General features: G+C 40.2%; 17 protein-coding genes. 10 read left to right on the top strand and 7 right to left on the bottom strand.

Annotated features, from left to right (window positions below; genetic code table 11):
* The first annotated feature begins 16 nt into the window (after window positions 1-16).
* Window positions 17-1615: an amidohydrolase gene (locus B155_RS0105650; protein WP_018127278.1), complete on the top strand. Its 1599-nt coding sequence runs from the start codon at window positions 17-19 to the stop codon at window positions 1613-1615.
* A 190-nt stretch (window positions 1616-1805) separates the two neighbouring features.
* Window positions 1806-2885 carry a WD40/YVTN/BNR-like repeat-containing protein gene (locus tag B155_RS0105645; protein WP_157464734.1) on the top strand — a complete coding sequence of 360 codons (1080 nt, stop codon included), beginning with the start codon at window positions 1806-1808 and terminating at the stop codon, window positions 2883-2885.
* 83 nt (window positions 2886-2968) lie between these two features.
* Here B155_RS0105645 and B155_RS0105640 read toward each other — a convergent pair whose 3' ends face one another.
* Entirely contained in the window at window positions 2969-4729 is a 1761-nt protein-coding gene (locus tag B155_RS0105640) for a sodium:solute symporter family protein (protein WP_018127276.1), read from the bottom strand.
* 224 nt (window positions 4730-4953) lie between these two features.
* On the opposite strand from B155_RS0105640, the gene B155_RS0105635 reads away from it, so the two are divergent.
* Entirely contained in the window at window positions 4954-6423 is a 1470-nt protein-coding gene (locus B155_RS0105635) for an SLC13 family permease (RefSeq protein ID WP_018127275.1), read from the top strand.
* Here the strand turns inward: B155_RS0105635 and B155_RS0105630 are convergent, their stop codons facing one another.
* Window positions 6424-7107 (bottom strand): WbqC family protein, encoded by a 684-nt coding sequence (locus tag B155_RS0105630; RefSeq protein WP_018127274.1) that lies wholly within the window; start codon window positions 7105-7107, stop codon window positions 6424-6426.
* Window positions 7108-7304: 197 nt separating this feature from the next.
* On the opposite strand from B155_RS0105630, the gene gltX reads away from it, so the two are divergent.
* Complete coding sequence (gene gltX, locus B155_RS0105625; protein WP_018127273.1) at window positions 7305-8786, top strand: glutamate--tRNA ligase; 1482 nt, start codon at window positions 7305-7307, stop codon at window positions 8784-8786.
* 90 nt (window positions 8787-8876) lie between these two features.
* Here the strand turns inward: gltX and B155_RS0105620 are convergent, their stop codons facing one another.
* Window positions 8877-10613 (bottom strand): M14 family metallopeptidase, encoded by a 1737-nt coding sequence (locus B155_RS0105620; protein ID WP_018127272.1) that lies wholly within the window; start codon window positions 10611-10613, stop codon window positions 8877-8879.
* A 7-nt stretch (window positions 10614-10620) separates the two neighbouring features.
* Entirely contained in the window at window positions 10621-12267 is a 1647-nt protein-coding gene (locus tag B155_RS0105615; protein WP_040368059.1) for a M14 family metallopeptidase, read from the bottom strand.
* A gap of 188 nt (window positions 12268-12455) precedes the next feature.
* Here B155_RS0105615 and B155_RS13025 point away from each other — a divergent pair, with 188 nt between their 5' ends.
* Window positions 12456-13835, top strand: coding sequence for a D-alanyl-D-alanine carboxypeptidase/D-alanyl-D-alanine-endopeptidase (locus B155_RS13025; RefSeq protein ID WP_018127270.1), 1380 nt, complete (start codon window positions 12456-12458; stop codon window positions 13833-13835).
* On the opposite strand, the gene nhaC is transcribed toward B155_RS13025, so the two are convergent.
* Window positions 13832-15289: a Na+/H+ antiporter NhaC gene (nhaC, locus tag B155_RS0105605; RefSeq protein WP_018127269.1), complete on the bottom strand. Its 1458-nt coding sequence runs from the start codon at window positions 15287-15289 to the stop codon at window positions 13832-13834. The two genes, B155_RS13025 and nhaC, sit on opposite strands and share 4 nt — an antisense overlap.
* A gap of 70 nt (window positions 15290-15359) precedes the next feature.
* Window positions 15360-16133 (bottom strand): NRDE family protein, encoded by a 774-nt coding sequence (locus tag B155_RS0105600; protein ID WP_018127268.1) that lies wholly within the window; start codon window positions 16131-16133, stop codon window positions 15360-15362.
* A gap of 85 nt (window positions 16134-16218) precedes the next feature.
* Between B155_RS0105600 and B155_RS0105595 the strand changes: the two genes are divergently transcribed.
* Genes B155_RS0105595 through B155_RS0105585 form a run of 3 tightly spaced genes read left to right on the top strand, consistent with a single transcriptional unit; the run spans window position 16219 to window position 20041 of the window.
* On the top strand, window positions 16219-18834 hold the full coding sequence (locus B155_RS0105595; RefSeq protein ID WP_018127267.1) for a PP2C family protein-serine/threonine phosphatase: 2616 nt from the start codon (window positions 16219-16221) through the stop codon (window positions 18832-18834).
* Between the two features lie 17 nt (window positions 18835-18851).
* The gene (locus B155_RS0105590; RefSeq protein WP_018127266.1) at window positions 18852-19379 is read left to right on the top strand and encodes a thioredoxin family protein; all 528 of its coding nucleotides are present in this window, start codon (window positions 18852-18854) and stop codon (window positions 19377-19379) included.
* Complete coding sequence (locus tag B155_RS0105585; RefSeq protein ID WP_018127265.1) at window positions 19376-20041, top strand: metal-dependent transcriptional regulator; 666 nt, start codon at window positions 19376-19378, stop codon at window positions 20039-20041. The genes B155_RS0105590 and B155_RS0105585 overlap by 4 nt, the downstream gene beginning before the upstream one ends.
* Here B155_RS0105585 and B155_RS0105580 read toward each other — a convergent pair.
* Window positions 20038-21288, bottom strand: a complete 1251-nt coding sequence (locus tag B155_RS0105580; RefSeq protein ID WP_040368058.1) for a 6-bladed beta-propeller — start codon at window positions 21286-21288, stop codon at window positions 20038-20040. The genes B155_RS0105585 and B155_RS0105580 overlap by 4 nt on opposite strands.
* Window positions 21289-21359: 71 nt before the next feature.
* Between B155_RS0105580 and B155_RS0105575 the strand changes: the two genes are divergently transcribed.
* Together B155_RS0105575 and B155_RS0105570 are read left to right on the top strand one after the other, a co-directional pair.
* A complete protein-coding gene (locus B155_RS0105575) occupies window positions 21360-23657 on the top strand; it encodes a TonB-dependent receptor (protein WP_018127263.1) in 2298 nt (765 codons plus the stop codon).
* Entirely contained in the window at window positions 23657-24148 is a 492-nt protein-coding gene (locus B155_RS0105570) for a thioredoxin family protein (RefSeq protein WP_018127262.1), read from the top strand. Before B155_RS0105575 ends, B155_RS0105570 begins: the two co-directional genes overlap by 1 nt.
* The last annotated feature ends 5 nt before the right edge of the window (window positions 24149-24153 follow it).

Raw genomic sequence — 24153 nt, 5'->3', positions numbered from 1 at the left:
TAACTAATTAGGGAACATGAAGCTAATAAAACAAAGCATTTTAGGGATGATGGTGCTATCTCTGGCACTTTCAGGATCGGCCCTCGCTCAAAAAAAGTATTCTAAAAAACAGATCAATCGTTTTAAAAAAGAAGCTGCCGAAATCGTGCAAAGTCAGCATAAACAAACACAAGTCATGATCGACAAAGTGTTTAGTTTTGCAGAGTTAGGATTTCAAGAAGTAGAGTCTTCCAAATACCTTACTGATATACTTGAGAAAAATGGATTTACCATCGAGTATGGTGTTTCAGGAATCCCAACGGCGTGGTTAGCTACTTGGGGTTCAGGAGAACCCGTAATTGCTTTAGGAAGTGACGTGGACGGTATCCCAAAAGCTTCTCAAAAACCAGGTGTTGCGTATCATGACCCTATTGTGGAAGGGGCTCCCGGCCATGGAGAAGGGCACAATTCGGGTATTCCGTTAAATATCACAGCGGCTTTAGCGGTTAAACAAATTATGGAACGTGAGGGCATGCAAGGAACACTCGTTCTGTGGCCCGGTATCGCGGAAGAGCTAGTAGCAGCCAAAGCCTATTACACGCGCGATGGATTATTCGATGATATAGATATGACCATCTTCACGCACGTGAGTAGTGGGTTTTCAACCTCATGGGGACAAGCGAGGGGTACAGGACTAATTTCTGTAGAGTATACCTTCAAAGGAGAGTCGGCTCACTCAGCAGGATCGCCATGGAGAGGCCGTAGTGCCCTCGACGCAGCCGAACTAATGAATGTGGGGTGGAATTATAAACGTGAACATTTGCACCCCTTAAAACGCTCACATTCTATTATTACCAATGGAGGGGACCAACCAAATGTAGTGCCTTCGGAAGCATCGATCTGGTTTTACTTTAGAGATGTGACCTATGAAGGAATCATGAGTATGTATGAAGATGCCAATAACATTGCAGAAGGTGCAGCACTTATGACAGATACCGAAGTGAGTTCCAAAATTATTGGTTCTGCATGGCCACGTCATTTTAACAAAGTGGTAGCAGAAACCATGTTCGAAAACATTCAACAAGTAGGTATGCCTGAATGGTCAGAGGCGGACTTAACTTTAGCGAAAGCTGTACAAGAAGAAGTAGGGTCTAGGCCTCGCGGGTTAAGTAATAAAATTTCAGACTTGAGTGGCCCACTACCATCTCCAGTAAGTGGTGGTTCGGATGATATTGGAGATGTTTCGTGGAAGATGCCGACCATTACCCTTCGATTCCCTTCAAATATACCAGGGTTACAAGGCCATCACTGGAGTAATGCAATCGCAATGGCAACACCTATTGCTCACAAAGGAGCTACAGCAGGCGCAAAAGCTACAGCTATGACTGTTCTAGACTTCTTGATGTCGCCAAAGTTGGTGGAAGATGCATGGGATTATTTCAATAATGTTCAGACAAAAGAAACCACTTATGAACCAATGATAAGCGAAGATGATAAACCGGCCATTTACTTAAATAAAGGTATTATGAATACCTATAAGCCGTTGTTGACTCCTTACTATTTTGATGAAACAAAATACGATACTTATCTAGAGCAACTTGGGATTGAATACCCAACCATCAAAAAGAAAAACTAAAAGTAGTTCTGACTTACGAATTATAGAATAGGCTAGCATTCGCTGGCCTATTTTTTTGTGCAATTCATAGAAAATGAGTCTCAAAGTTAGATGAGGCACTCTTTTTAGTGCTTAAAAACGATGAATAGAACGATTATAATTTATTTTTAAAGCTAAATATTTGATATTGATTGAGTTTAATTCATTCAGTATGAAAAGAGTTTTAAAAATATCCCTCCTTATGCTTGTAACGGTTAGTTGCGGCTTGATTAATGGTGATAAAGGCTCAGAAAAATTAAAGCTTCCTCCCTATTTACTGTTTGAAAAAAAACAATTGCCAATCTCAGTGTTCAGGGGTACAAATCTAATTGATGGAGAAATTGTTCATATTTTTGGAGATGAAAAGTGGTTAGAATCTACCAACCATGGGATGACTTTTAGCATTAACTACAATCCTGATGGGGTGAGGTTTACTAAAGTCTTAGAATTTAATGACACTTATTATGCATTAGGTTCCCATGCCGTTAATCATCCTCAATTTGGGGACGTTGATTCCTTACCATTTATATTTGGAAACACGAACAGCATTTTTGTATCTGACGATGCAGAGACTTGGGAGCAAATGATAAGAATGGAGAATATGAGGGATTTCATTTTTCAAGATGATACCCTGTTACATATGGGTACTGATGGAGGTATAACTACATTAAATATGGTCTCTGATTCATCTCGTGTGAGGTTATTTTATTCTTCAAAGCTGTTTGACCTAATAAATGATTTCCATATCACAAAGACAGGGACAATTCTTGCTGGTTGCCATGATGGTATATTTAGATCTACTGATAGAGGGGAGAACTGGGAAAGAACTTCTAGGCCAGAAATATCAAAAAATGATGACAGTATAGATCATTTCTATAGGTCAAAGGATAGTATTTATGCTGTTGGTACAAAAATACATGTTTCGAATGATGATGGAATTACATGGAATCAAGTAGAATATGGCTTTACAAATGAGGAAGGAGATTTTATTGAAATAGGTGGAGAAGGAGTCTTTATTACCGAATCTGGATATATATATTCTGCGACTTATTATGGTCTTCTTATTTCAAGAATAGAAGAACCAAAAAATTCAACATTCATCTTAGAACATCCTATAGATAATAATGACTTAACCTATTCTAAATATGATGAAATATTAGCATTTAAGAATGGAGATATTATAGTGTTTGATGAAACACTGAATCAATATCAGCGAGGTATAAAGTTAATGGAGTCTTCTTTCTGGGATTGAATACCCAACCATCAAAAAGAAAAACTAAAAGTAGTTCTGACTTACGAAATTATAAAATAGGCTAGCATTCGCTGGCCTATTTTTTATAAAATTAATATAAAAGAGTATTGGGATTTCCCCTTCTTAGGGAAAGCTAAACTGATTAAAACCCCAACTACAACTACTACAAAGGCACCAAGCGGGTTCAGCCATAAAAACTCAATGGCTTTTGAATAACCTTCAGGAACTTGAGTCCAAGGGAAGAAGAAAGAGTAGTCGCTGGTATTGACATTGAAGAATAATCGGTCGAAAGTAAAAACAGATAACATCCCTGAAATCAGGCCAAGGAGAGCACCGGTTCCATTAGCTTTCTTTACCCATAGTAATAGGATGAAGACTCCGAGAATTGAGCCATAGAAATAGCTACCAATTTGATTGATAAGCTCAATGATGGATTTGGTTTCGCCGAGCATAAGAGCTGAAAAAGTAGCAATTACACCCCACATCACTGTTACAGATCTAGAAGATTTTAGGAAATGGGTTTCACCAGGATCATCGGGGCGAAGTCGTTTATACCAATCCACAATGGAAACGGTAGTTAAGGCATTCAACTCACTATCAATACTACTCATCGCCGCCGCGAATATACCCGCTACAATCAAGCCAACTAATCCGATGGGGATATACTTTAAGATGAAATATGGGAAGATGTAATTGGTATCGTTTACATCGGTTTGGCGAATTTCAGCTTGAAGCGCTAAATCTTTGGCTCGGATTTCATTAAATGCAGCATCGGCTTCAACAAAAGCTTGTTGAGCAACCTCGTTTCGATTTTTAACCGCCTTCATTGCAGCCGCTTCACGTGCCTCTAATGCTTGCTGATATTCTTGAGCTATCTGTGAACTAGCAGCAACTTGTTGTTCGGTTTGAGCGATGGGTTCGGTTGCTCGGAAGGAAATTGGAGCAGGTTGAAATACAAAAAATACATACATCATTACCCCAAGCAGTAAGATGAAGAACTGCATAGGTACTTTAGCATAGGCCGATAAAAGCAATGATTTTCTTGCCTCGCCTACGCTACTCGTAGTAAGATACCGCTGAACTTGAGTTTGGTCGGTACCGAAATAGGAGAGCATTAAAAAGAGTGCAGCAATTACACCACTCCACACATTGTACTTCTCACTCAAATCAAAGTTGAGATCTAAGGCGGTGAGCTTGTCTAAGCTACCTGCAAGGTAAAGAGCATCACTCATGCCTACATCATCTGGCATCTCAACCATGATTACTAGAAAACTGAATACAAGACCAAATACCATCACCGACATCTGCTTAACATCGGTTTGAATTACCCCGGCTACCCCGCCATACATCGTATAAAGCGTTGCAATAAAACCAATAATGAGAATGGTGATGCTAAGTGGTAGGTTTAATAATAATGCTAATACATAGCTAGGAGCAGCGATTACGGCACCAAGTGCAAGCCCACGAGAAATTAAGAATAGCCCACTTGTTGTGAGGCGTGTTTTTAATCCAAACCGTTCTTCGAGTACCTCATAGGCCGTAAAGGCTTTCATCTTTGAGAAGAATGGCACCAAGAACATGCAGATTAATATCATGGCGAATGGAATAGCTAAGTACACTTGCACAAAGCGCATATCTTCGACGTAGGCTATTCCTGTGGTTCCAATAAAAGTAATGGCGGATGCTTGTGTAGCCATGATGGAAAGCCCAGCGGCCCACCAAGGCATGTTTCGGCCAGCTAATAAGTAGCCTTCAATATTCTCAGAGTCTTTGCCTCGTCGAGTACCGTCCCAAATGGTGTAGAGTAAAAATAGCGAAAGTACTACCCAGTCGATCCAATGCATACTACGGTAGATTAAATGTTGTAGTGAACCACCAAAATATCAACACAAATAAAATCCCGGTGATAAACACACCTAAGTAAACTTTATTCCAACGAGTTGATTTTGAATCGTTTGATTGAGTTTCCATGGGGGATGATAGGAATTGTTGAAGAGATAAAAAAAGGTAAGCATTACTCAATTTTCATCCACTTTTATTCTTGGTGCTACTCTACTACCTTAGCGCTATGCAAAATAAGGGAAAAAAGTATACAGGGATACTTGTAGGATTAGGGGTGTTCGTAGCGATGTTGCTGCTACCAAGCCCAGAAGGATTAAGTGATGCTGCTTGGAAAGTGGCTGCCGTAACTACTTTAATGGGGATTTGGTGGATTACCGAAGCCATCTCCATTCCGGCAACCGCTCTACTTCCAATTGTATTATTTCCAATTTTAGGTGTTACTAGCATTAGTGAGGCTACTACTCCATACGCCAACCCTTTGATCTTTTTATTTATGGGTGGTTTTGTGATTGCACTAGCCATGGAGAAATGGAATCTGCACCGAAGGATTGCCATTCGCATTGTTCACGCAGTGGGAGTAAACCCTTCGTCCATCATAATTGGTTTTATCCTAGCCTCCGCATTTTTAAGTATGTGGGTAAGTAATACGGCTACAGCTGTGATGATGCTTCCTATTGCAGTTTCAATACTGGAACTGGTTTCAAAAGAACGTAGCCCGGATTCAGGGAAGCATAACTTTGAAGTAGTATTGGTACTCAGTATAGCTTATGCCTGTAATATTGGAGGGATGGGAACCATTATCGGAACACCACCAAATGCATTACTTGCTGGCTTCATGCTTGAAAATTATGGTATTGAAATAAGCTTCCTTGATTGGATGCTGATAGGCTTACCTATAATATTGGTGACTTTACCGTTAATGTATTGGTTGCTCGCAAAAGTGATATATCCCATTCGACTTAAAGAGTTGCCAGGGGGAAAAGCATTTATTCAGCAAGAACTGAATCGGTTAGGAACTATTAGTAAGCAAGAACAGCGAGTGGCTTATGTGTTTGTAGGTGCGGCTGTGTTATGGATGTTTCGTCCATTGTTAAGTGATATCCTTCCCGGACTTTCTGATGCGGGCATTGCCATTCTTGCGAGTGTATTACTCTTTATGATTCCAGCTTCACACAGTAAGCATACTTTTATATTGAATTGGACCGACACGAAGTCCTTACCATGGGGAGTGCTCATTTTATTTGGTGGTGGACTCAGTATGGCTTCCGCTATAAAAACTACAGGACTGGCGGCATGGATAGGATCGGGAATAGCCACATTGGGCAGCTGGCCTGTTTGGGTGTTTGTATTCTTAGTGGTGGCATTGATGATCTTCTTAACCGAAATGACGAGCAATACGGCCTCCACGGCTACTTTTTTACCAATATTGGCATCAGTGGCCTTAGGGCTTGGGGAAAACCCATTGTTGCTAGCCATTCCAACCGTGTTGGCAGCAAGTTGCGCGTTCATGCTACCCGTAGCAACTCCACCCAATGCGATTGTTTATGGAAGTGGTAGGGTTAGCATTCCAGAGATGACGAAAGCAGGACTATGGCTTAATACACTCTTCATCTTACTATTATCTATTGCAGCACTGACTTTAATAAAGTGGGTGTTTGAAATAGAGCTCGGTGTAATACCAACTTGGGCACAGTAATTACTGAGGTGTTGGTTTTGTTAATTGATCCAATAGCTTAAAGCATTCTGGCCCTACATTAAGCATGAGGTCTAGCACCGAACAGCCTTTCTCAAAGCCATTGTAACATTGGGGGTAGATAGGATGCTGCTTATCTGTTAAGGCAATTTCATATTGACGAGATGGCCGTTGGTAGTTTTTAGATTCGTGTTCTAAAAAAACGACATCCGCACCGATGTTCGCAGCTATTTCATCAGGGTAGGTACTATATCCTTCAACCTTACTACCCAATTCATAGTGGAGTTCAATTTCCAAATATCTACACATCCGGTCGAAGAAGTAAAGATTGAATTCAAGCAAGTATTCACATTCTTCCGCATACTTTAAATCAGCTAAAAGTTCATCCTCAAAATAATCGAACCAGGTTGCCTCTTTGTAATTATGAGCAATGGCATTCCATAGTGGGTCGAACCAACGTTGGCTATGATCGAGACGAACATCCTTAATCGCTTTCTTTCGATCTTCACTCAATATGGGCAAGTTAATCCACTGCTTGCCTTGCTCTCCCAATATCTCAGCACGATGTGTGCGCCCTTTCCTAGACCATTTTTCTACATCCGTGAATACAATTTGATCGGCTTTAAGCATGGAAGCTAAATCAAATAAATTAGGAGCAAATTGTGGGGTTAAGAGCGCTAATTGCACAATACTGATGATTGAATTTGGTGTTATTTGAAGAGGGTTAAGCCGCTGAAGAATTTATGAATCTAAAGAATCAGTATTTGCTTTAATTCTGAAATCTCAGAAACTAAGAAGTACTAGGTTCTATCTAATTTCAAGCTATATAATTCTTATATTTGAGGTCTTTCAAAGTAACACACAATTTTTAGATCACAATTTTCATGAGCGTTCGCGTACGTTTTGCTCCATCTCCAACAGGATTCTTACATATTGGTGGACTTAGAACCGCCCTTTATAATTACTTATTTGCTAGACATCACGGAGGGACTTTTGTTCTTCGTATAGAGGATACGGATCAATCGCGCTATGTAGAAGGTGCAGAGGCGGATATCATTCGTTCACTTGAATGGGCAGGAATGACTATCGATGAAGGTCCAACAAATCCCGGCGGAGTTGGCCCATATCGCCAAAGCGAGCGTAAAGAAATGTACTTGGAATACGCTAAGCAGTTGATTGAAAGTGACAACGCTTATTACGCATTTGATACCCCAGAAGAAATTGATGAGATGCGTGAACGACTTAAGAAGTCAGGGAATCCATCTCCGAGCTATGATTCTATTACACGTCAGTCGATGAAAAACAGCTTAACGTTGTCTAAGGATGAAGTTGAAAAGCGCTTAGCAAACGGTGATGATTATGTAGTTCGTTTGAAAGTGCCTCGCCGTGAAACGGTTAAGTTTGAAGATTTAATTCGTGGAATTGTTTCTTTTGATACGGCAGGTTTAGATGATCAAGTGTTGATGAAATCAGATGGTATGCCCACATATCACTTAGCAAATGTTGTGGATGATCATACAATGGGTATTACTCATGTGATTAGAGGAGAAGAATGGTTGAGTTCAGCTCCTAAGCATATGCTTCTGTATAAAGCTTTTGGTTGGGAAGCACCTACGATGGCTCATTTGCCGTTAATCATGTCGCCAAGTGGTGGTAAGCTTTCAAAAAGAAAAGCCGAAAGCGAAGGTATTCCAGTAAATACGAAAGATTATATCTCAGGAAACTATGAGCCTGAAGCGCTCATCAATTTCCTAGCTTATTTAGGATGGAGCCCAGGTGATGACTCTGAGATTCATGATATGAAAGAACTGTGTAAGCTCTTTACGCTTGATAGAGTGAGCAAAGGCGGTGCGGTATTTAACTACAAGAAACTGATGTGGTATAACGAGCATTATATCCGTGAGACTTCCGTTGAGGAGTTACAGCCACGTGTAAAAGTGCTTGCAGAAGAAATGGGCTTTGATACTAAAAGTGATGCGTACCTCAAAACAGTGGTTAAACTACTTCACGAACGTGTATCCAAAATTGATGAATTCGTTTCTATGGGCTCGTTCTTCTTCGAAGCTCCAAAAGAGTATGATGAAAAAGCCGTTAAGAAATGGAAGGACGATAGCGCTGACTTAGTAAAAGCGTGGACGGAAAAAGTAGATGCGCTTTCAGAAGAGGAATTCAAAGCAGCAACATTAAAGTCTAAGCTTGAAGAAACTATTGAAGAGCATGAAGTTGGTTTCGGAAAGCTGATGATGCCATTACGTATTGCCGTTACAGGTCAAGGCTTTGGTCCAGATTTATTTGAATCGCTTGAGCTACTTGGTAAGGAAGAAGTAATGGAGCGCATTGAAACGGCATTAAAGCGTTTAGATTAAATCAATTCAATTCGATTTAATTCACAGATGTAAAAAAGGCTCGTTACCAAATGGTAGCGAGCCTTTTTAGTTTCAATAAGTAATGTATGCTTACTTCTTACGAGTAACTACACCACCTTTTTGGCTATCAACTTTAATGGTATAGTTATTACCCTTGCTAATAATCCAACGTACCGTTACTGAACTCATTCCAGGAATATTGTTCACCTCTATGCGGTCTGGGCGATTCTTTTGTTCCGTAGTTTGATTCAGATCTCTGTTATTCACAATCATACCCGCTTCAACAGTAGCACCTTCGATGCTGATGATATTCGGAGGCATGATTTTATTATTTACATCAATACTTGCATGTGTTGGCATCAAACGAGTGTTAGTTACTACAGCGGTTACTTCTTTTAAGCCACCCCCTAAGTTCTTTTCTGTAATCTCGTCGATTTCAAGTTTTGGAGTGTGATAAGCATGGTAAATAGTAAATGCCATGTTACGATGTGCATCTTGCTCTAGCAAAAAGCCAGGATGAGCACGTCCAAAGTTTTTCTTGAATCCGCCAATTTCAATCTTGCCGTACTGAGGATGATCATATGGCTCCCACTTTACAGTAGCATCACCAAATAATAAGTACTTGTCGAATTCGTATGAATCGGTAGGCTTACGGTCGTTAGTTTGGAACATTTGGTAGCTAGTCCAAAGCTCGTTCGAGAAGGTGAATACTCCACGAACTCCATAGAACCAATCCAGCTCTCCACCAAATACATCATACAGATCATCGTACACTACTAAGTAGCGGTAACCTGGAATAAGGCGCTCTCCCATTCGGCCGAGCATATCATATACTTGAACATCTTGGCGATTGTAAGTACGGATATCTTCAGCTACACCAGGGCCACGTAATAACATTCCACCAGAGTTATGATAACTTTGTGCAGCGGCAATATTAGGGCGAGTCATCACGAAGTCTTTAACAGCGCGAGTTTCTGGTAATGAGAATGGATACTTGTGTGCACCACCTTGGATGTAATCAGGCTGCCAGTTCCATCCCCAATCACGGTTAGGATCGTAATAGCCCTCGCGATCTTCGTTAATACGGCCATCACCATCGTTATCTAAGCCTTCATAACCTAACATCTCGTAATCACCGTACTCATCACGTGGTACACGAATCATGCGGTTTGGATAAGTTGGGTCTTCACGGAAGGTTCCTCGATCACTCTTGCGGCGCATCATGGTAATATGACCGTCGCCATTTAAGTCATCCATAGGATCTTCGTCGATAAGGCCATCACCATCGTTATCAATAGGTTTTAAACCAGAACGTGGTGAACTAGCGGTATTCGCTTTGGTCATAAAGTGCTCACGTGCATCTGGGTTGATGGTAGGCACAATGTAGAAGGTCTTATCATTCAGTAATTCTGTAATGAACTCCACATCGCCGAACGACTCTGTTAGATACCAAGCGGTATATAGCGACATCTCCGTTCCCTGAATCTCATTCGAATGGATGTTTCCATCGATATAAATAGCAGGTTTACGATCTGGGTTACCGTTTTCGAAGTTAGAAACGGTTAGCATCCAAATGTCACGGCCTTCATAAGATTTACCAATAGAAGTACGCTTTGCTAATTTCGGATGTGCTTTCGCAATACGCTCGGTTAATTCACTAATACCTTTGTAGTTGTAGTAGTGATTCCAAGTTGCTTCAACTTTTGGGTTTTCAGGAGTACCAGCGGCTCTGAATACACCATCGGTTAATTGCGCTTTTGCCGACCCTGAGGTCAACATCAATACAAAGACAAAAGCAGTAAGTAGGGTAGTTTTAATATTCTTCATGATGCTATTACTTAATGGTTTGTTCTTTGATTGCGAAACCGGCCATTGGAGAACCAGCGGTAATCGTGATTTTGCCAGAACCTTGAATTAGCCAAGATTTGCTTACAAATCCGTCACCTGGAATTGCACGCTCAAAGCCTTGTTTCGGTCCACTGATTAAGCTCATGCCGTTAGCTAAGTCAATTTTCGTGATTACACTTCGTGCCCAGTTAGTACGTTGGCCTAAACGTGAGGCTGTTGGAAGTACTCCGCTGTTATAAACATCTACTGTTACACGTGTAAGGTTCTTACCTACACTTTCTGTTTTGAAGTTAACAAGCTCAACTTTTGGAGCTCGCTTAGCTACTTCAAGGATGAAATCGGTGTGCTTTGTGGCTAATTCCTCAACCTCGCTGTATGGAGGGTTTAGCTTGCTGTACGGCTTGATGCCACCTACTTCAACTTTCTTGCCAGGGAAGTCTGGATGGTTAATCTCAGTCCATTCAACAAATACATCTTGATTGTTGGCATCCGCCCACGCCAAAAACTTAGCGTCTGCATTTGTGAATTTTTTAGCTTTGTCATTTTCATCGGTTACTTCTGGTGTCCACCATGCTGGTGTACTGAAGCTGAAACGACCATAGTGGTAATATGCCCACTGAAATAAGTCACCTTGTTGTGGTGCACCCGATGGAGCTTTCCCCATATCAACCGTGTCGTTATATAACTCTGAGATAAGTTTATTTACATCGATATCTTCGGAATACCATCCAGCTACCACTCTTTTTGATGAAGCAGAACGGTTAAAGCTTAGTGGGCTTGAGAGGTTGTTCTCTGGTCCAAAACTAATAACTGCAAAAGTATTGCGAGCTTCTTCAAATAAGAAATCGAGTAGTCCCATAGTTTCTTTTTCAGAAACTGGGTTTTCACTAGAACCAGGCTTGAAGTATGGGAATTGGAAACTGAAGTTCTGGTTGATATTCACACCACCTTCACCGTCCTCATTAAAAGCACCGTCGTTATCATTATCTCTTCCTTCAGTAAACAAAAGGTATTTACCTGATTCCCCTTTCTTACCATTTGCTTTTACCATCACACGTGGGTCATCATTAAGAGCCTTCCATTCCCCCGTTGGGTCTTCAACACGCATCATAGTAATGAAGCCATCTTTGTTGAGGTCTTCAAAACCGTCTTCATCAAAATATCCATCACGGTCGGCATCAGTAGAGCGCATATTGCCATCTCTTTGCTGCTTTAGGTTTGCAAAGTAGAATTCAGTCGCATCAGGATTAAGGCGAGGCACTACATAAAAAGTGGTGCTTGCTAACAGTTCTTTCGTTTCGGCAGAATTCGCATTGGCAAGAAGCTTTTCAGCAAACTCTAAGGTGATTTCACTACCTACAATATGAGAAGCTTTAGCACCACCAATCACCGCAACAGCAGGATTGTTTTTTAGGTCGCCTGAGCCAATGGTTAATAACCACACATCATTGCCACCAATGGTTTTAGTAAGAGATGTGAGCTCGGTTAAGTTTTTATGTTTGTTGTTAAGGTCTTTCAACCGCTTAGTGAGTGTACTATAATCACTGTACGTATTTTGGGCCATTAATGGGGATGTACTCCAGATAAATCCCAACATCAGGCACGTACCCAGTACCTTGAATAGTTTATTCATAGTTAATTGCTTTATTATTGGAAATGTTCGGTAAAGTCTCTAGTTCAGCTAGCATTTCAAAATTCTGCCTGTAAAAAGTTTATAAGTACATCGTTCATAAAGAGATTAGAATCCGAATATGAATGGAATTTTTGGTGGATATGAATTATTGTAACTCGTCATTTTAAATCATTGTGTAGAAGGCTGTTATGAAGAATTACGTAGTTCTATTGATACTATTAGTGCTTGGGTGTACATCAACGGAAACGATTATGGATGTAGAGCAACCTGTTGGAAGGGAAAAAGCCGTGACCAACACGGAACAGCTCAAACAGATTTTCACTCAATCTGACACCTTTAAAAAAACGATAACAGGGTTTATGTTATTCGACCCTGAAGGCGATTCAACCATTTATGCAGTAAATGAAAACAAGTATTTGATTCCTGCTTCCAATACTAAATTGTTCACATATTATGCGGGTTTAAATGTACTTGGTGATCGAATACCCGCTTTAAAGTATGAGATTCGAGGTGATTCGCTGATTTTTTGGGGAACGGGCGATCCATCATTTCTACATCCTGATTTTGGGACTGATGATGTATACAACCTCCTGACTTCCTTTGACGGAGAGTTATTTTTCTCAGATAGCAATTTCGATGATGAGAACCTCGGTCCCGGTTGGTCGTGGGCTGATTATAATTCCTATTACTCGGCAGAGAAAAGTCCCTTACCCATCTATGGAAATATAGCCCGTGTTACCATCGAGACTATTGAGAAAAGACACATTGCTCAAGAGAATGGGGAATATCTCATCAACCCGAAAATATTTAATAAGTACATTAATGAAGGGGTATTAAGTGATGAAGGGAGGTTAGTACTTAGCAGAGAGCGAGTTGGGAATAACTTTGAATATGCCTATACCTCCGATACTACCCGAACCGAGACAGACAAGCCCTTTCATTATACCCCAGAGCTTATTGTAGAACTCTTGGCCGATACATTGAATAAACCGGTGGGGTATTTGCCCGATGCTCACCTTTCGTCAAACCATGAAACGATCTATAGTATGGAGGCGGATTCGCTGTATAAAAAAATGCTTCAGCCGAGCGATAATTTTTTAGCTGAACAGATCATGCTAATGGTTTCAAACGAGATCGGAGAGGATTTGAATAGCCGAGCAGGTATTCAATATGTGAAAGAAAACTTTTTGAATGATTTGCCAGATGAGGCGAATTGGAGAGATGGCTCTGGGTTATCTCGGTACAACTTATTTACTCCGCGAAGTATGATTGCTTTGCTTCAAAAAATTGATGATCAAGTAAATGAAGCACAACTACTAGACGCCTTGCCTCAAGGGGGAGAAAAGGGAACCATTCGTAGATTGTATGCCAATAAGGATGGGGGAGCTCCTTATGTATATGCTAAGACAGGAACCTTAAGTAACAATCATTGCTTAAGTGGCTATGTGTTCACCCGGTCGGGTAAGAAGCTTCTGTTCAGTTTTATGAACAACAACTATGTGATACCAACCAGAGAAGTTCAATCACAAATGGATGAGATTCTCTGGTTCATATACACGAATTATTAAGCTGTTTCTACTTTAGCGTCTTTAAGCATTCTGAATTTAATCTTGAACACTGCAAATATGATGGTCATAAATGGACTAATCATATTGAAGAACGCGAATGGGAGATAGGTGAAGGTGCTAACTCCGAGTACATTTGCATGGAAGGCACCACAGGTATTCCACGGAATTAGTGCCGAAGTAACAGTTCCGGAATCTTCCAAGGTACGGCTCAAGTTCTCAGGAGCTAGGCCTTTTTCTTTATAAATATCTGAATACATACGGCCAGGAACTACGATGGCTAGATATTGATCAGAAGCAGTGATGTTAAAGAACACACAAGTTCCCACTGTTGATGCCACAAGTGCACCTGCAGAATTAATACCACTAATTACGCTTTCAGCGATTCGTTTCAGCATACCGCTTTTTTCCATCACACCACCAAATATCATCGCTGATAAAATGAGCCAAACCGTGCCTAACATTCCATACATTCCACCAGAAGTAAGAAGCTCGTCAACTATGTCGTTACCCGTTTCAATGCTAATGGATCCATACATGGAAGTCATAACGCCTACGTAGGCTTTTTCCCAATTAGACTCTCCGAACTCTGCTACAGCATACACTAATTCAGGCTGAAAAATCACAGCGAAAATAGCACCCATTAATGCACCAATGGTGATAGCAGGGATAGCAGGCATCTTCTTAGAAATAAGAATTACCATGATCACTGGAACAATGAATAAAAAGGGATTGATATCAAATTTACTTGCAATAGCATCCAGAATAACCTGCGTTTCAGCAATCTCTGAATTTTCACCCTTCACAAAACCAAGCACTAAGAAAATACAGATGGATATAAGAATAGACGGCACCGTTGTATATGCCATATAACGAATATGTGTAAAGAGATCTGTACCAGCCATTGCAGGAGCTAAGTTGGTAGTATCACTTAATGGCGACATTTTATCACCGAAGTAAGCACCTGAAATAATAGCTCCAGCAATCATGCCTGCCGGAAGCCCCAAGGCTTTACCAATACCTACAAGAGCAATACCCACAGTAGCTGAAGTAGTCCACGATGAACCCGTTGCAACCGAAACAATAGCACATACAATACAGGCAGCCACTAGGAATATGGTGGGGTTCAGTATTTGAAGCCCGTAGTAAATCATTGCAGGTACAATTCCACTTAAAAGCCATGTTCCCGCAAGTGTACCAATCAATAAAAGAATAATCATGGATGACATCGCTGAACTGATACTATCAACAATACCGGCTCGAATTTCAGCCCAGTTAATACCCAGCTTCATAGCTACTAGTGCAGCAACAGCGGCAGAGAGCATAAGAATAATTTGATTAGAGCCATCTAGGGAGGCGTCGCCGAAAATTCGAACATTGATAAATAGAGCGACAATTAGAAATATGATTGGAATAAATGCCTGAAAAAGAGACGGTTTATCGTATTTGTAGGTCATCTTGATTTTAAAATGGTTAACACAACGTTAAATATCGTAACGCAAAATAGGTCTGAATAAACGTGGTTTTTTAACTAAAAACCAGTTCAAAAGCATGTTCATCACGAATTTCTCCCGTTTTAGCTTCGAAACGGCGTTCAATAAATTTTGCACCCCCTTGATAATCAATAAGTAAAATGGATGAACAGCGCGTGCCATAGGTATCCGTTTTAATGAAGATGGAAGAAATAGCTTTCTCCCATTTTAAAGGAATGCGGGTTGTAGGAAGCGCTTTGTCGTCGGCTCTACGATCGTTATGCAACAGCTTGAATAGTAACTCATGATCGAAATTCGCTTCGTTAGTAATAGTAGCTAAATCGAGTTTGGCACGTTCTAATTTAGGCCAAGGGGTGTTTAACAAGGCATTACTCAAGCCATGAATACCGGGTTCTAGTGCGGTTATTTCCTCGTTGATATTGGAGAAATGATAGATACCGTCTTCGTCCCCAAGTAGTAAATTGAAGCCATTGTAATCTGAAGCAGAACCTTTCAGTTGATGCAGATACACTTGGGCAGTTAAATCATTTTTTAAATAGTTAAGTACTAAATCGCCCCGGGTAGGTGCTTCTGATTTTTCTAAAGCAGGGTCGCGGTAATTTGTGAGAGCACCCCATTTGCCCCCTCGGTGTACGCCTAACCAAGTACCCTTCCCTTTAAGATCCTTGCCCGCAAAGATATCAGGGTAACCTTCTTCGCGCCAAAATTGAGCCTCGCGAGTTGGCCGCTCATAAAACTCATCTCTATTAGTCGCTAGTATGAGCTTATAGCGAGGATGAGTATTATATGACAGAGCGATCAAACACATAAAAAGACAACGAATTAGGTTTTATAAATCGGATGAATCTAAGCATATTAGTGCAACCATCTAAAGAATTTCCGTATAGCACCCCATGTTTTTAAATACTTTTAAACGCTTTAGGGATTTATTAATCATTGTTCTGGGGATAGTAGGCCTGTTTTGGTTTTTCTACGATTTACCGAGCCTCGAACCATTAAGTATAGCTCGACTCGAGTTAACAAGAGAAGAGGCCGTAGCAAAAGGAGATTCTATTCTTCAAGCATGGAATTTACTACCTACACAAGGTCGTAAAGAAGCCGATATCAGCAGTTTTTCTAATCTTATCCGTTCGGTTCAACAAAAAGAAGGCACTCGCTCTTTTATTGAGAATGCACAATCGGAGGATAACAAAGCATTCCCTTTCTACTTTTGGAAAGTACGGGAAGTGCCCGAATCGAGTCGGTTTAACCCAGCCCTTGCTCAAGCATATTCATTAAGCTTAAAAGGAGAACTATTTGGCATCGATACGCCTAGTGAAGTTCTAAAAGCTTCGAATCCATTCAATAAAGAGCTTATTAAAAAAGTATTCGGTATCGGTAGCTCTGGGTACAACGAGACGTTAGTAGACTCTCTTATTGCTGAGCTCATTGAGTTTCAAAATTCAGGGAATCAAGCTAGAACCTATTTCAATATACAGAAGATCGTAAATGAATTAGGGATTCAACGAAGTGCTTCAGCTCGCAGCGTGGTGAATGAACGCTATGTTTGGGATATGGCACGTTTCTACCTCAATGAAAGTATGTGGAATGCATTTGATTTCGAGGCGGATAGCTTAGAGTATGTGGAGGAAGGTGGATTGCGTTATGCGCGATTATTCTGGAAAACGGATACAGATATTATTGGCCAGCAACCTACACTGATCACGGAGATTCTGCCTGCAGGTATACTCAAGAAAATGGAAGCTACCATTGATGTAGGCGCTGTAGCTAAAAAGAAGGATTTCCAAATTAAGGAGACGTTGTTTCTAGCACTCATCTTGTTTTTTGGACTTTGGGTGCTCACCGTTTTCTACCTCCGTATTAAGGCCGGCGCTATTGATACCAAACCCGCATTTATCATAGCAATTCTTGCAGGACTACTACTTCCCGTTTATCTGGCTCTCAATATCTGGCCGAGTATTTCAGTAAGTAATAATGATTTTGATACCGCAATGCTCTTCGACCAATTGTTCGTGCTTGGCATTGTTGGAGCGATAAGTGCCATTGGCTTTTTTGTACTTACGGCGGTGAGTGATTCTATTTGTAGGCAGTATTGGCCAGAAAAACTCAAGTCATGGGATTTACTTCGAAGAGGGTTATTTAATAACAAACCTGTGGGCTGGTCGCTGGTATACGCGCTGTGTATTGGAGCATCTTTGGCAGGTCTTTGGGTGTTACTGATTCGTTTATTGCCAGACCTATTTTTTGAGGGTTGGGCAACCTTCATTAGTCATGATTTTGTGTTTTCATCAGTAGCGAATTTGGTTTACAACCTGCTTATCAGTTTGCTAGTGGTAATCATCGTTTACATGATTTTTTCCAATCAAGTAATCGCGCTTACCCAAAAAAAATGGCTCATTCCGATTATTAGTGGCATCATTTTTGGTCTTGTGCTAGATGAAGTGCTTCGTATTGACCTCACTGATTCAACCCAAACATTTATACTGAATGCTTTACTCGGTGCTTTCTTTGGATTGCTCTATTTGCGCTACGATTTTGTAACTATCCTACTGGGCTTTTTTGTGTTCTTTGGTTTTGTAACTACAAAAAATGGCTGGATTATAGATCAGTCGCCGGATGCTAACTCATTTTATTTATTCATTACGCTTCTCACGGTATTTGCTGCATCAGGAATTCTATTCATAAAAAGAGGTAGTGAACGGAAAGAACTACCGGATTATGTGCCTGAGTATATCGAAGTACAAGCGAAAGAACAGCGTGTTCAGCAAGAGTTAGACATCGCACAGAAGGTTCAAAAAACATTTTTACCTACTCAAATGAAAAGCTTGCCGGGTATTGATATGGCAGGTTGTTGTATACCTGCACAGGAAACAGGTGGGGATTATTATGATATGATCTCGTTAGGTGAAAACCGCACAGCACTGGCAATTGGAGATGTAAGTGGGAAAGGGATTCAAGCCGCTTTCTATATGACTTTTGTGAAAGGGGTGCTGCACAGTTTAAGCCCATTAATACTTTCGCCATTGGAGTTATTGAATCAGTTAAATCGATTATTCAATGAGAACGCCACTCGGGGAACATTTATAAGCATGATTTACGGTGTGCTAGAAGCAGATAAACGCATATTTACTTTTGCTCGTGCAGGTCACAATCCAATGTTGTTGATGAAGGCTGACGGTACTTCTCAATGGCTTCAAACCAAAGGGATTGGGATTGGAGTTGCTAAAGGGCAATCATTTATTCGAGGTACCATTGAAAGTGAACTTAAACTTGAAGAAGGCGATGTATTAGTGCTCTATACTGATGGAATTACAGAAATGCTCAATATCAGTAATCAATTTTATGGTGAAGAAGGACTTGAAGAATTAGTGAGAAAAGTTAGAAAAAAGAACTCAAGCACTATTCTAGATATAATAATACAAGACGTTACAGAGTTTAAGGGAGTAGCGAAGCAGCACGATGACATGACCCTTGTTGTTATCAAAGCTGATACCTCCGCAAATCAATAGTTTTCGTATATTCAGCCATGAAAAGAATTCAAATTTCAATACTTGTTTTATTTACGCTACTTATGGGTAGCACAGCTTTTGCTCAAAATCCAGAACATAACTCTGGAGTAGAGTGGCAATCGTTAGAAGAGGCACAAAAGAAAGCCAAGGAAACGGGCAAAAAAGTACTCATTTTCGGTTATGCCGATTGGTGTACCTACTGCCGAAAAATGAGGAAAGAAACCTACTCTCAAGACACTGTTCAAAAGAGTTTAGATTCTAACTTTATTCCGGTGCAAATTAATGCCGAATCGGAAGAAGAAGTAGTTTTTAATGGGAAGACCTATAAATCTTGGCAGCTCGCTCAGTATTTTCAGCTCAAATCATTTCCAACGCATTATTTTATTGATGACAAAGGAGAAGTGATTGGTGCACAACCAGGGTTTTTACCTACTGATGTTTTCATCCCAATGATGGATTACATCGGAGAAGATAAGTTTGGGAAAATTTCATTTATGGATTACCTGAACCAACAAGGAATTAAGTTAGACGTAGATCAGGAATGAGCTTAAGCCAATCTGTAGAAGATTATTTGAAAGCCATTTATGTGCTTCAAACGGAAGGCAATGGAGCCTCCACCAATAACATAGCAGAAGCACTGTCGGTGTCGTCTGCTTCGGTTACTAATATGCTTAAGAAATTATCAAAGCTTAAGCTTATCAATCATAAATCGTACCGCGGAGCTGAACTCACTAAAGCGGGAGAGAAGATCGCTTTAGAAGTGATTCGACATCATCGCTTGTTGGAGCTATACCTCAAAGAAGTGATGGGTTACTCGTGGGATGAAGTACACGATGAAGCAGAGAACTTAGAGCATCATATCTCAGAACAGTTCGAAGATAAAATTGCTGAACTACTAAATCACCCTACGCACGATCCGCATGGAGATCCGATTCCAACTAAAGATGGTGTAGTACCTGAGATGGCATCATTGGCTATCACAGATGCCGAGTTAAATGAGCCGTACCTAATCGGAAGAGTAAAAGATCAAGATCCTGAACTGCTTCGATATTTAGAGAAAACTGGGATTATCCCGGGTGTAAAGCTCAAGGTGATTGAAAAAGCCCCTTTCAATGGTCCCGTTAAAATTCTGCTAGAAGGCAAAGAAACCACTATTGGTAATGGTGTTGCTAAAGATGTGTACTTAGTAGAAGAGGTTGAGAGTTAGTTTTTTAAAAGTGCATACTTTCTGAATTCCTCGTCTCCACTTTCAGTTGTATACCCAAAAACATAGGTGTTTCCAATATCAGTGATAGTAAAATGACTAGGCACTTCAATTACACCAAGCCAATCTCCATTCGTATTCAATACGTCCCATTTTTGAGGTAAACTCGTGTCAATTCGATTACGTCTTGCCCAGAGATAACAATTAGCATCTACAATAATTTCATCAATTGAAGGTACATACTTGTTGAGTGGAAGTGGCTTGTTATAAAAAACACGATATCTCTTCTTATGAGCTTCGTTTTCCCAATCTTCAATTTCAGATTTATAAGACTGCCATACATCTTTAGTTAAAACCATGGGTGCATTATAATAGATGCTATCAACAGGTTCACCCAATGAGTTTAGAATTGAAATTTTAGGGTGAACTGAAGAACTAACTAAAAATGTATTTGCTTGGTAAGCCAGTAGAATAGGGTTCTTATCAAAAGGAATGAATGGAAAACTTGTATTCTCATCTATTTTTAATACCATCCGTCTTCTACTTGGTAAGCTTGTTATTCGCTGAATCTGGTTTGTTGAAGGGTTAAAAGAAAAAACGCTCCTATACATCTCTATTAAATCTCCATCTTGTCCCCTCAAATAACCTCCACCTTGAGATGCTAAAAATATCAGATTGCCATTTATTGTTGTATCGATTAATGCTAAACGGCCATGATCATCTGCCTTTGGATAATTTAATGTTGCTTGATAGTTCAAATCGTAATCAAAGAAATGAGCTCTATGATTAGAATTGTCTGTTAATAGTAGTTGTGCGCCTAGCTCATGTATTTTAATATTGGAGAATTCAGCGAAATCATTTGGTCCACGCCCCTCCTGCCCCGTTTGCTTAAGAAAGACTCCTGCACTATCAAATAAAAGAACCTGGCTTAGACCAGAGTTGGCAATGAGAATTTTATTATTGTCTAATATTCTTCCATCGCTGGCACGATATAGTTGTACTCCCGAATCATTATTACTCGAATGAATAATTAGATCGGGTTCTTTAGATAGCTCCCAAAATGAGTCGCTGTTTAAAGGGTGAGTGTTTCGGTTTTCAGAATTAGCGTGCTTTTTGAATTCATCGCCACTACACCCTAATAGAAATGATGAAATCAGTATAATTAATGTTCTTAAATACATAACGGCAAATGGTTTAACAGTAATTAACCCATTAGCTAGCAAAAAATAAAGGTCAATAATTTTAGTCACTTCAATAATTTTATTTTGTCTGTATAATTCATAATTTAGCCATGTCTAAATTTTAAATTAGATATATAACTATGCGAGTCAAGATTCTATTCCTTTTTATACTATTCAGTCCGTCAATATCCGTTTTTGCTCAACAAGCCACTATTAAAGGCAAGGTTACGTCACAAGGAGAGCCCATTGAATTTGTGAATGTGTATGTACTTGGTGCCGACAAAGGCGCTATCACAGATTCGGAGGGGGAATATTTAGTGAAAGGCATTAAGCCTGGCAAGTATCTCATCAAAGTATCCTACGTAGGATATCGAACCATAGAGCAAAGAGTAGAGCTGAAGGGAGAAGATGTTACTACGCTAAACTTTGAATTAGAAAGTGCTTCCATTCAAGGTGAGGAAATTGTAGTTACAGGGACCTTAAAAGAGATAACGAGAGCAAAAAGTCCGGTACCCGTCGAGCTTTATACTCCCAAATTTTTCAAGATGAATCCTACGCCATCGTTATATGATGCGATGCAAAATGTGAACGGGGTGCGCCCTCAATTAAACTGCAATGTGTGTAACACGGGTGATATTCACATCAATGGTTTAGAAGGCCCATATACTATGATTTTGATTGATGGAATGCCCATTGTGAGTGGATTGAGTACAGTGTATGGATTGTCAGGTATACCTAACTCTATGATAGAGAGAATAGAAATTGTGAAAGGTCCAGCCTCATCTTTATATGGATCAGAAGCAGTAGGTGGTTTGATAAATGTGATCACAAAAAAACCTGTTAATGCCCCCAAGTTTATGGCTGAAGGGATGGCTACATCTTGGAATGAGTATAACATTGATTTGGGTGCACGCTTCAGTAAAAAAGACGCTTTTGATGTACTTACTGGGGTGAATGTGTTCAATTACAGCAATACTATAGATCAGAACAACGATAACTTCACAGATGTAACCCTTCAAAAAAGAGCATCAATCTTTCAGAAATGGTCGTTTCATCGAAAAGAGAATAGACTTTTCAGCATCGCATTAAGAGCCTTATATGAAGATAGATGGGGTGGAGAAATGGATTGGAATAAATCTCACCGAGGGGGAGATGAGGTGTATGGCGAAAGTATCTACACCAAGCGCTGGGAAGTAATAGGAAACTACCAACTGCCTACCTATGAAAAACTTCTTTTCTCCTTTTCCTATAACTCCCACGACCAAGATTCTTATTACGGGGATTTACCATACATGGCACAACAAAACATCGGATTCGGTCAGTTAACGTGGGATACTGAAGTGGATAAGCATAGTTTATTGGTAGGAGCAGCGCTTAGATATACCTACTACGATGATAATACCCCGGCTACAGCAGATAGTGATAATGCGAACTTAAATAATCCAGATGTAGTGTGGTTGCCTGGTATATTTATTCAGGATGATATTAGTGTGAATGAAGCCACGAATGTGTTGCTGGGATTACGATATGATTATAACACCGTACATGGCAATATTTGGACTCCTCGATTTGCATACAAAGTAAGTCTGAACGATAAAAATATTCTTCGCTTGAATGCCGGTACTGGATTTAGAGTAGTGAATTTGTTTACAGAAGAGCATGCTTCTCTAACAGGAGCCCGTGAGGTTGTAATAGAAGAGGAGTTAAAACCTGAACAAAGCTATAATGTGAATCTTAATTACGAGCATAAGATCTTTGGCTCAGAAGGCTTTTATGCGGGTATTGATGGAACCATCTGGTATACATACTTCACCAATCAAATACTTCCAGATTACGAGAGTAATTCTAATCAAATAGTATATGATAACTTGGAAGGCCATGGCGTGACTCAAGGAGCTGCACTGAATGTAAACCTTGAATTTGAAAATGGCTTCAAGGTGATGGGAGGTGCTTCCTTTATTGATGTGCATACTGTTGAGAAAGATGATTCAGGAGTGAATCGTAAAACACGGCCATTGTTAACAGAGCGTTGGACAGGTACATGGGCTGTTACATACCCGGTCAAGTCATTAGGCTTGAAAATAGATTATACAGGTAATGTATATGGACCGATGAAGTTGCCAGTGCTTAATGAGCAAGATCCGAGACCAGACACTTCCCCTTGGTGGAGTATTCAAAACATTCAGTTTACTTGGAACCGATCTTCCAGTCCATTTGAAGTATATGCGGGAGTTAAAAACCTATTGAATTTCACCCCTCCGGCAAATAGCATAGCACGTTCTCACGACCCATTTGATAAAAATGTGACATTTGATGGAAATGGAGAACCTGTTGCAACGGCAAATAACCCACATGCTCTCACTTTTGATCCGAGTTACGTTTTTGCGCCTAACCAAGGCACAAGAATGTTTGTGGGCATTAGATACGAGTTTAGGTAATGTGGACATTTAAAAGCATATCACTCACCGTTATAGTGCTGTTCTTCAGTGTGCAGAACTTAAATGCACAGGAGTTGAAGAAAGTGACTTTTGAAGAATTGCCTACCCTTCAAGCACAAGAAAACCGCCCAGTATTGGTTTTTCTAACAGCCGATTGGTGCATGTATTGCAAAAGAGTAAAGCACACGGCTTTTGAGCAGAATGATATAATAGCCTCACTAAATAAAGATTTCTACTTTATCGAATTCGATGGGGAGAGTAAGAAGCCTGTTACGTTTTTAGGTCAAGTATATGAGTATAAACCTACAGGGCCGAATACAGGCACCCATGAATTAGCTGCTTTGTTAGCTACTGAAAATGGGGAACTGAGTTATCCTACTTTTTTAATATTGAATGCAAAGTTTGAACTACTTTATCGATATGCCGGCTACATGAAGACCTCTGAAATCAGGGAATTGCTTACGCTTGTTAAAAAGCATGAGGTGCAATAAAAAAG

It is taken from the genome of Balneola vulgaris DSM 17893 (assembly GCF_000375465.1).
Classification (GTDB): Bacteria; Bacteroidota; Rhodothermia; order Balneolales; family Balneolaceae; genus Balneola; species Balneola vulgaris.
The sequence above is the reverse complement of the archived record's forward strand: the minus strand, read 5'-3'. Positions and strand labels throughout refer to the sequence as shown.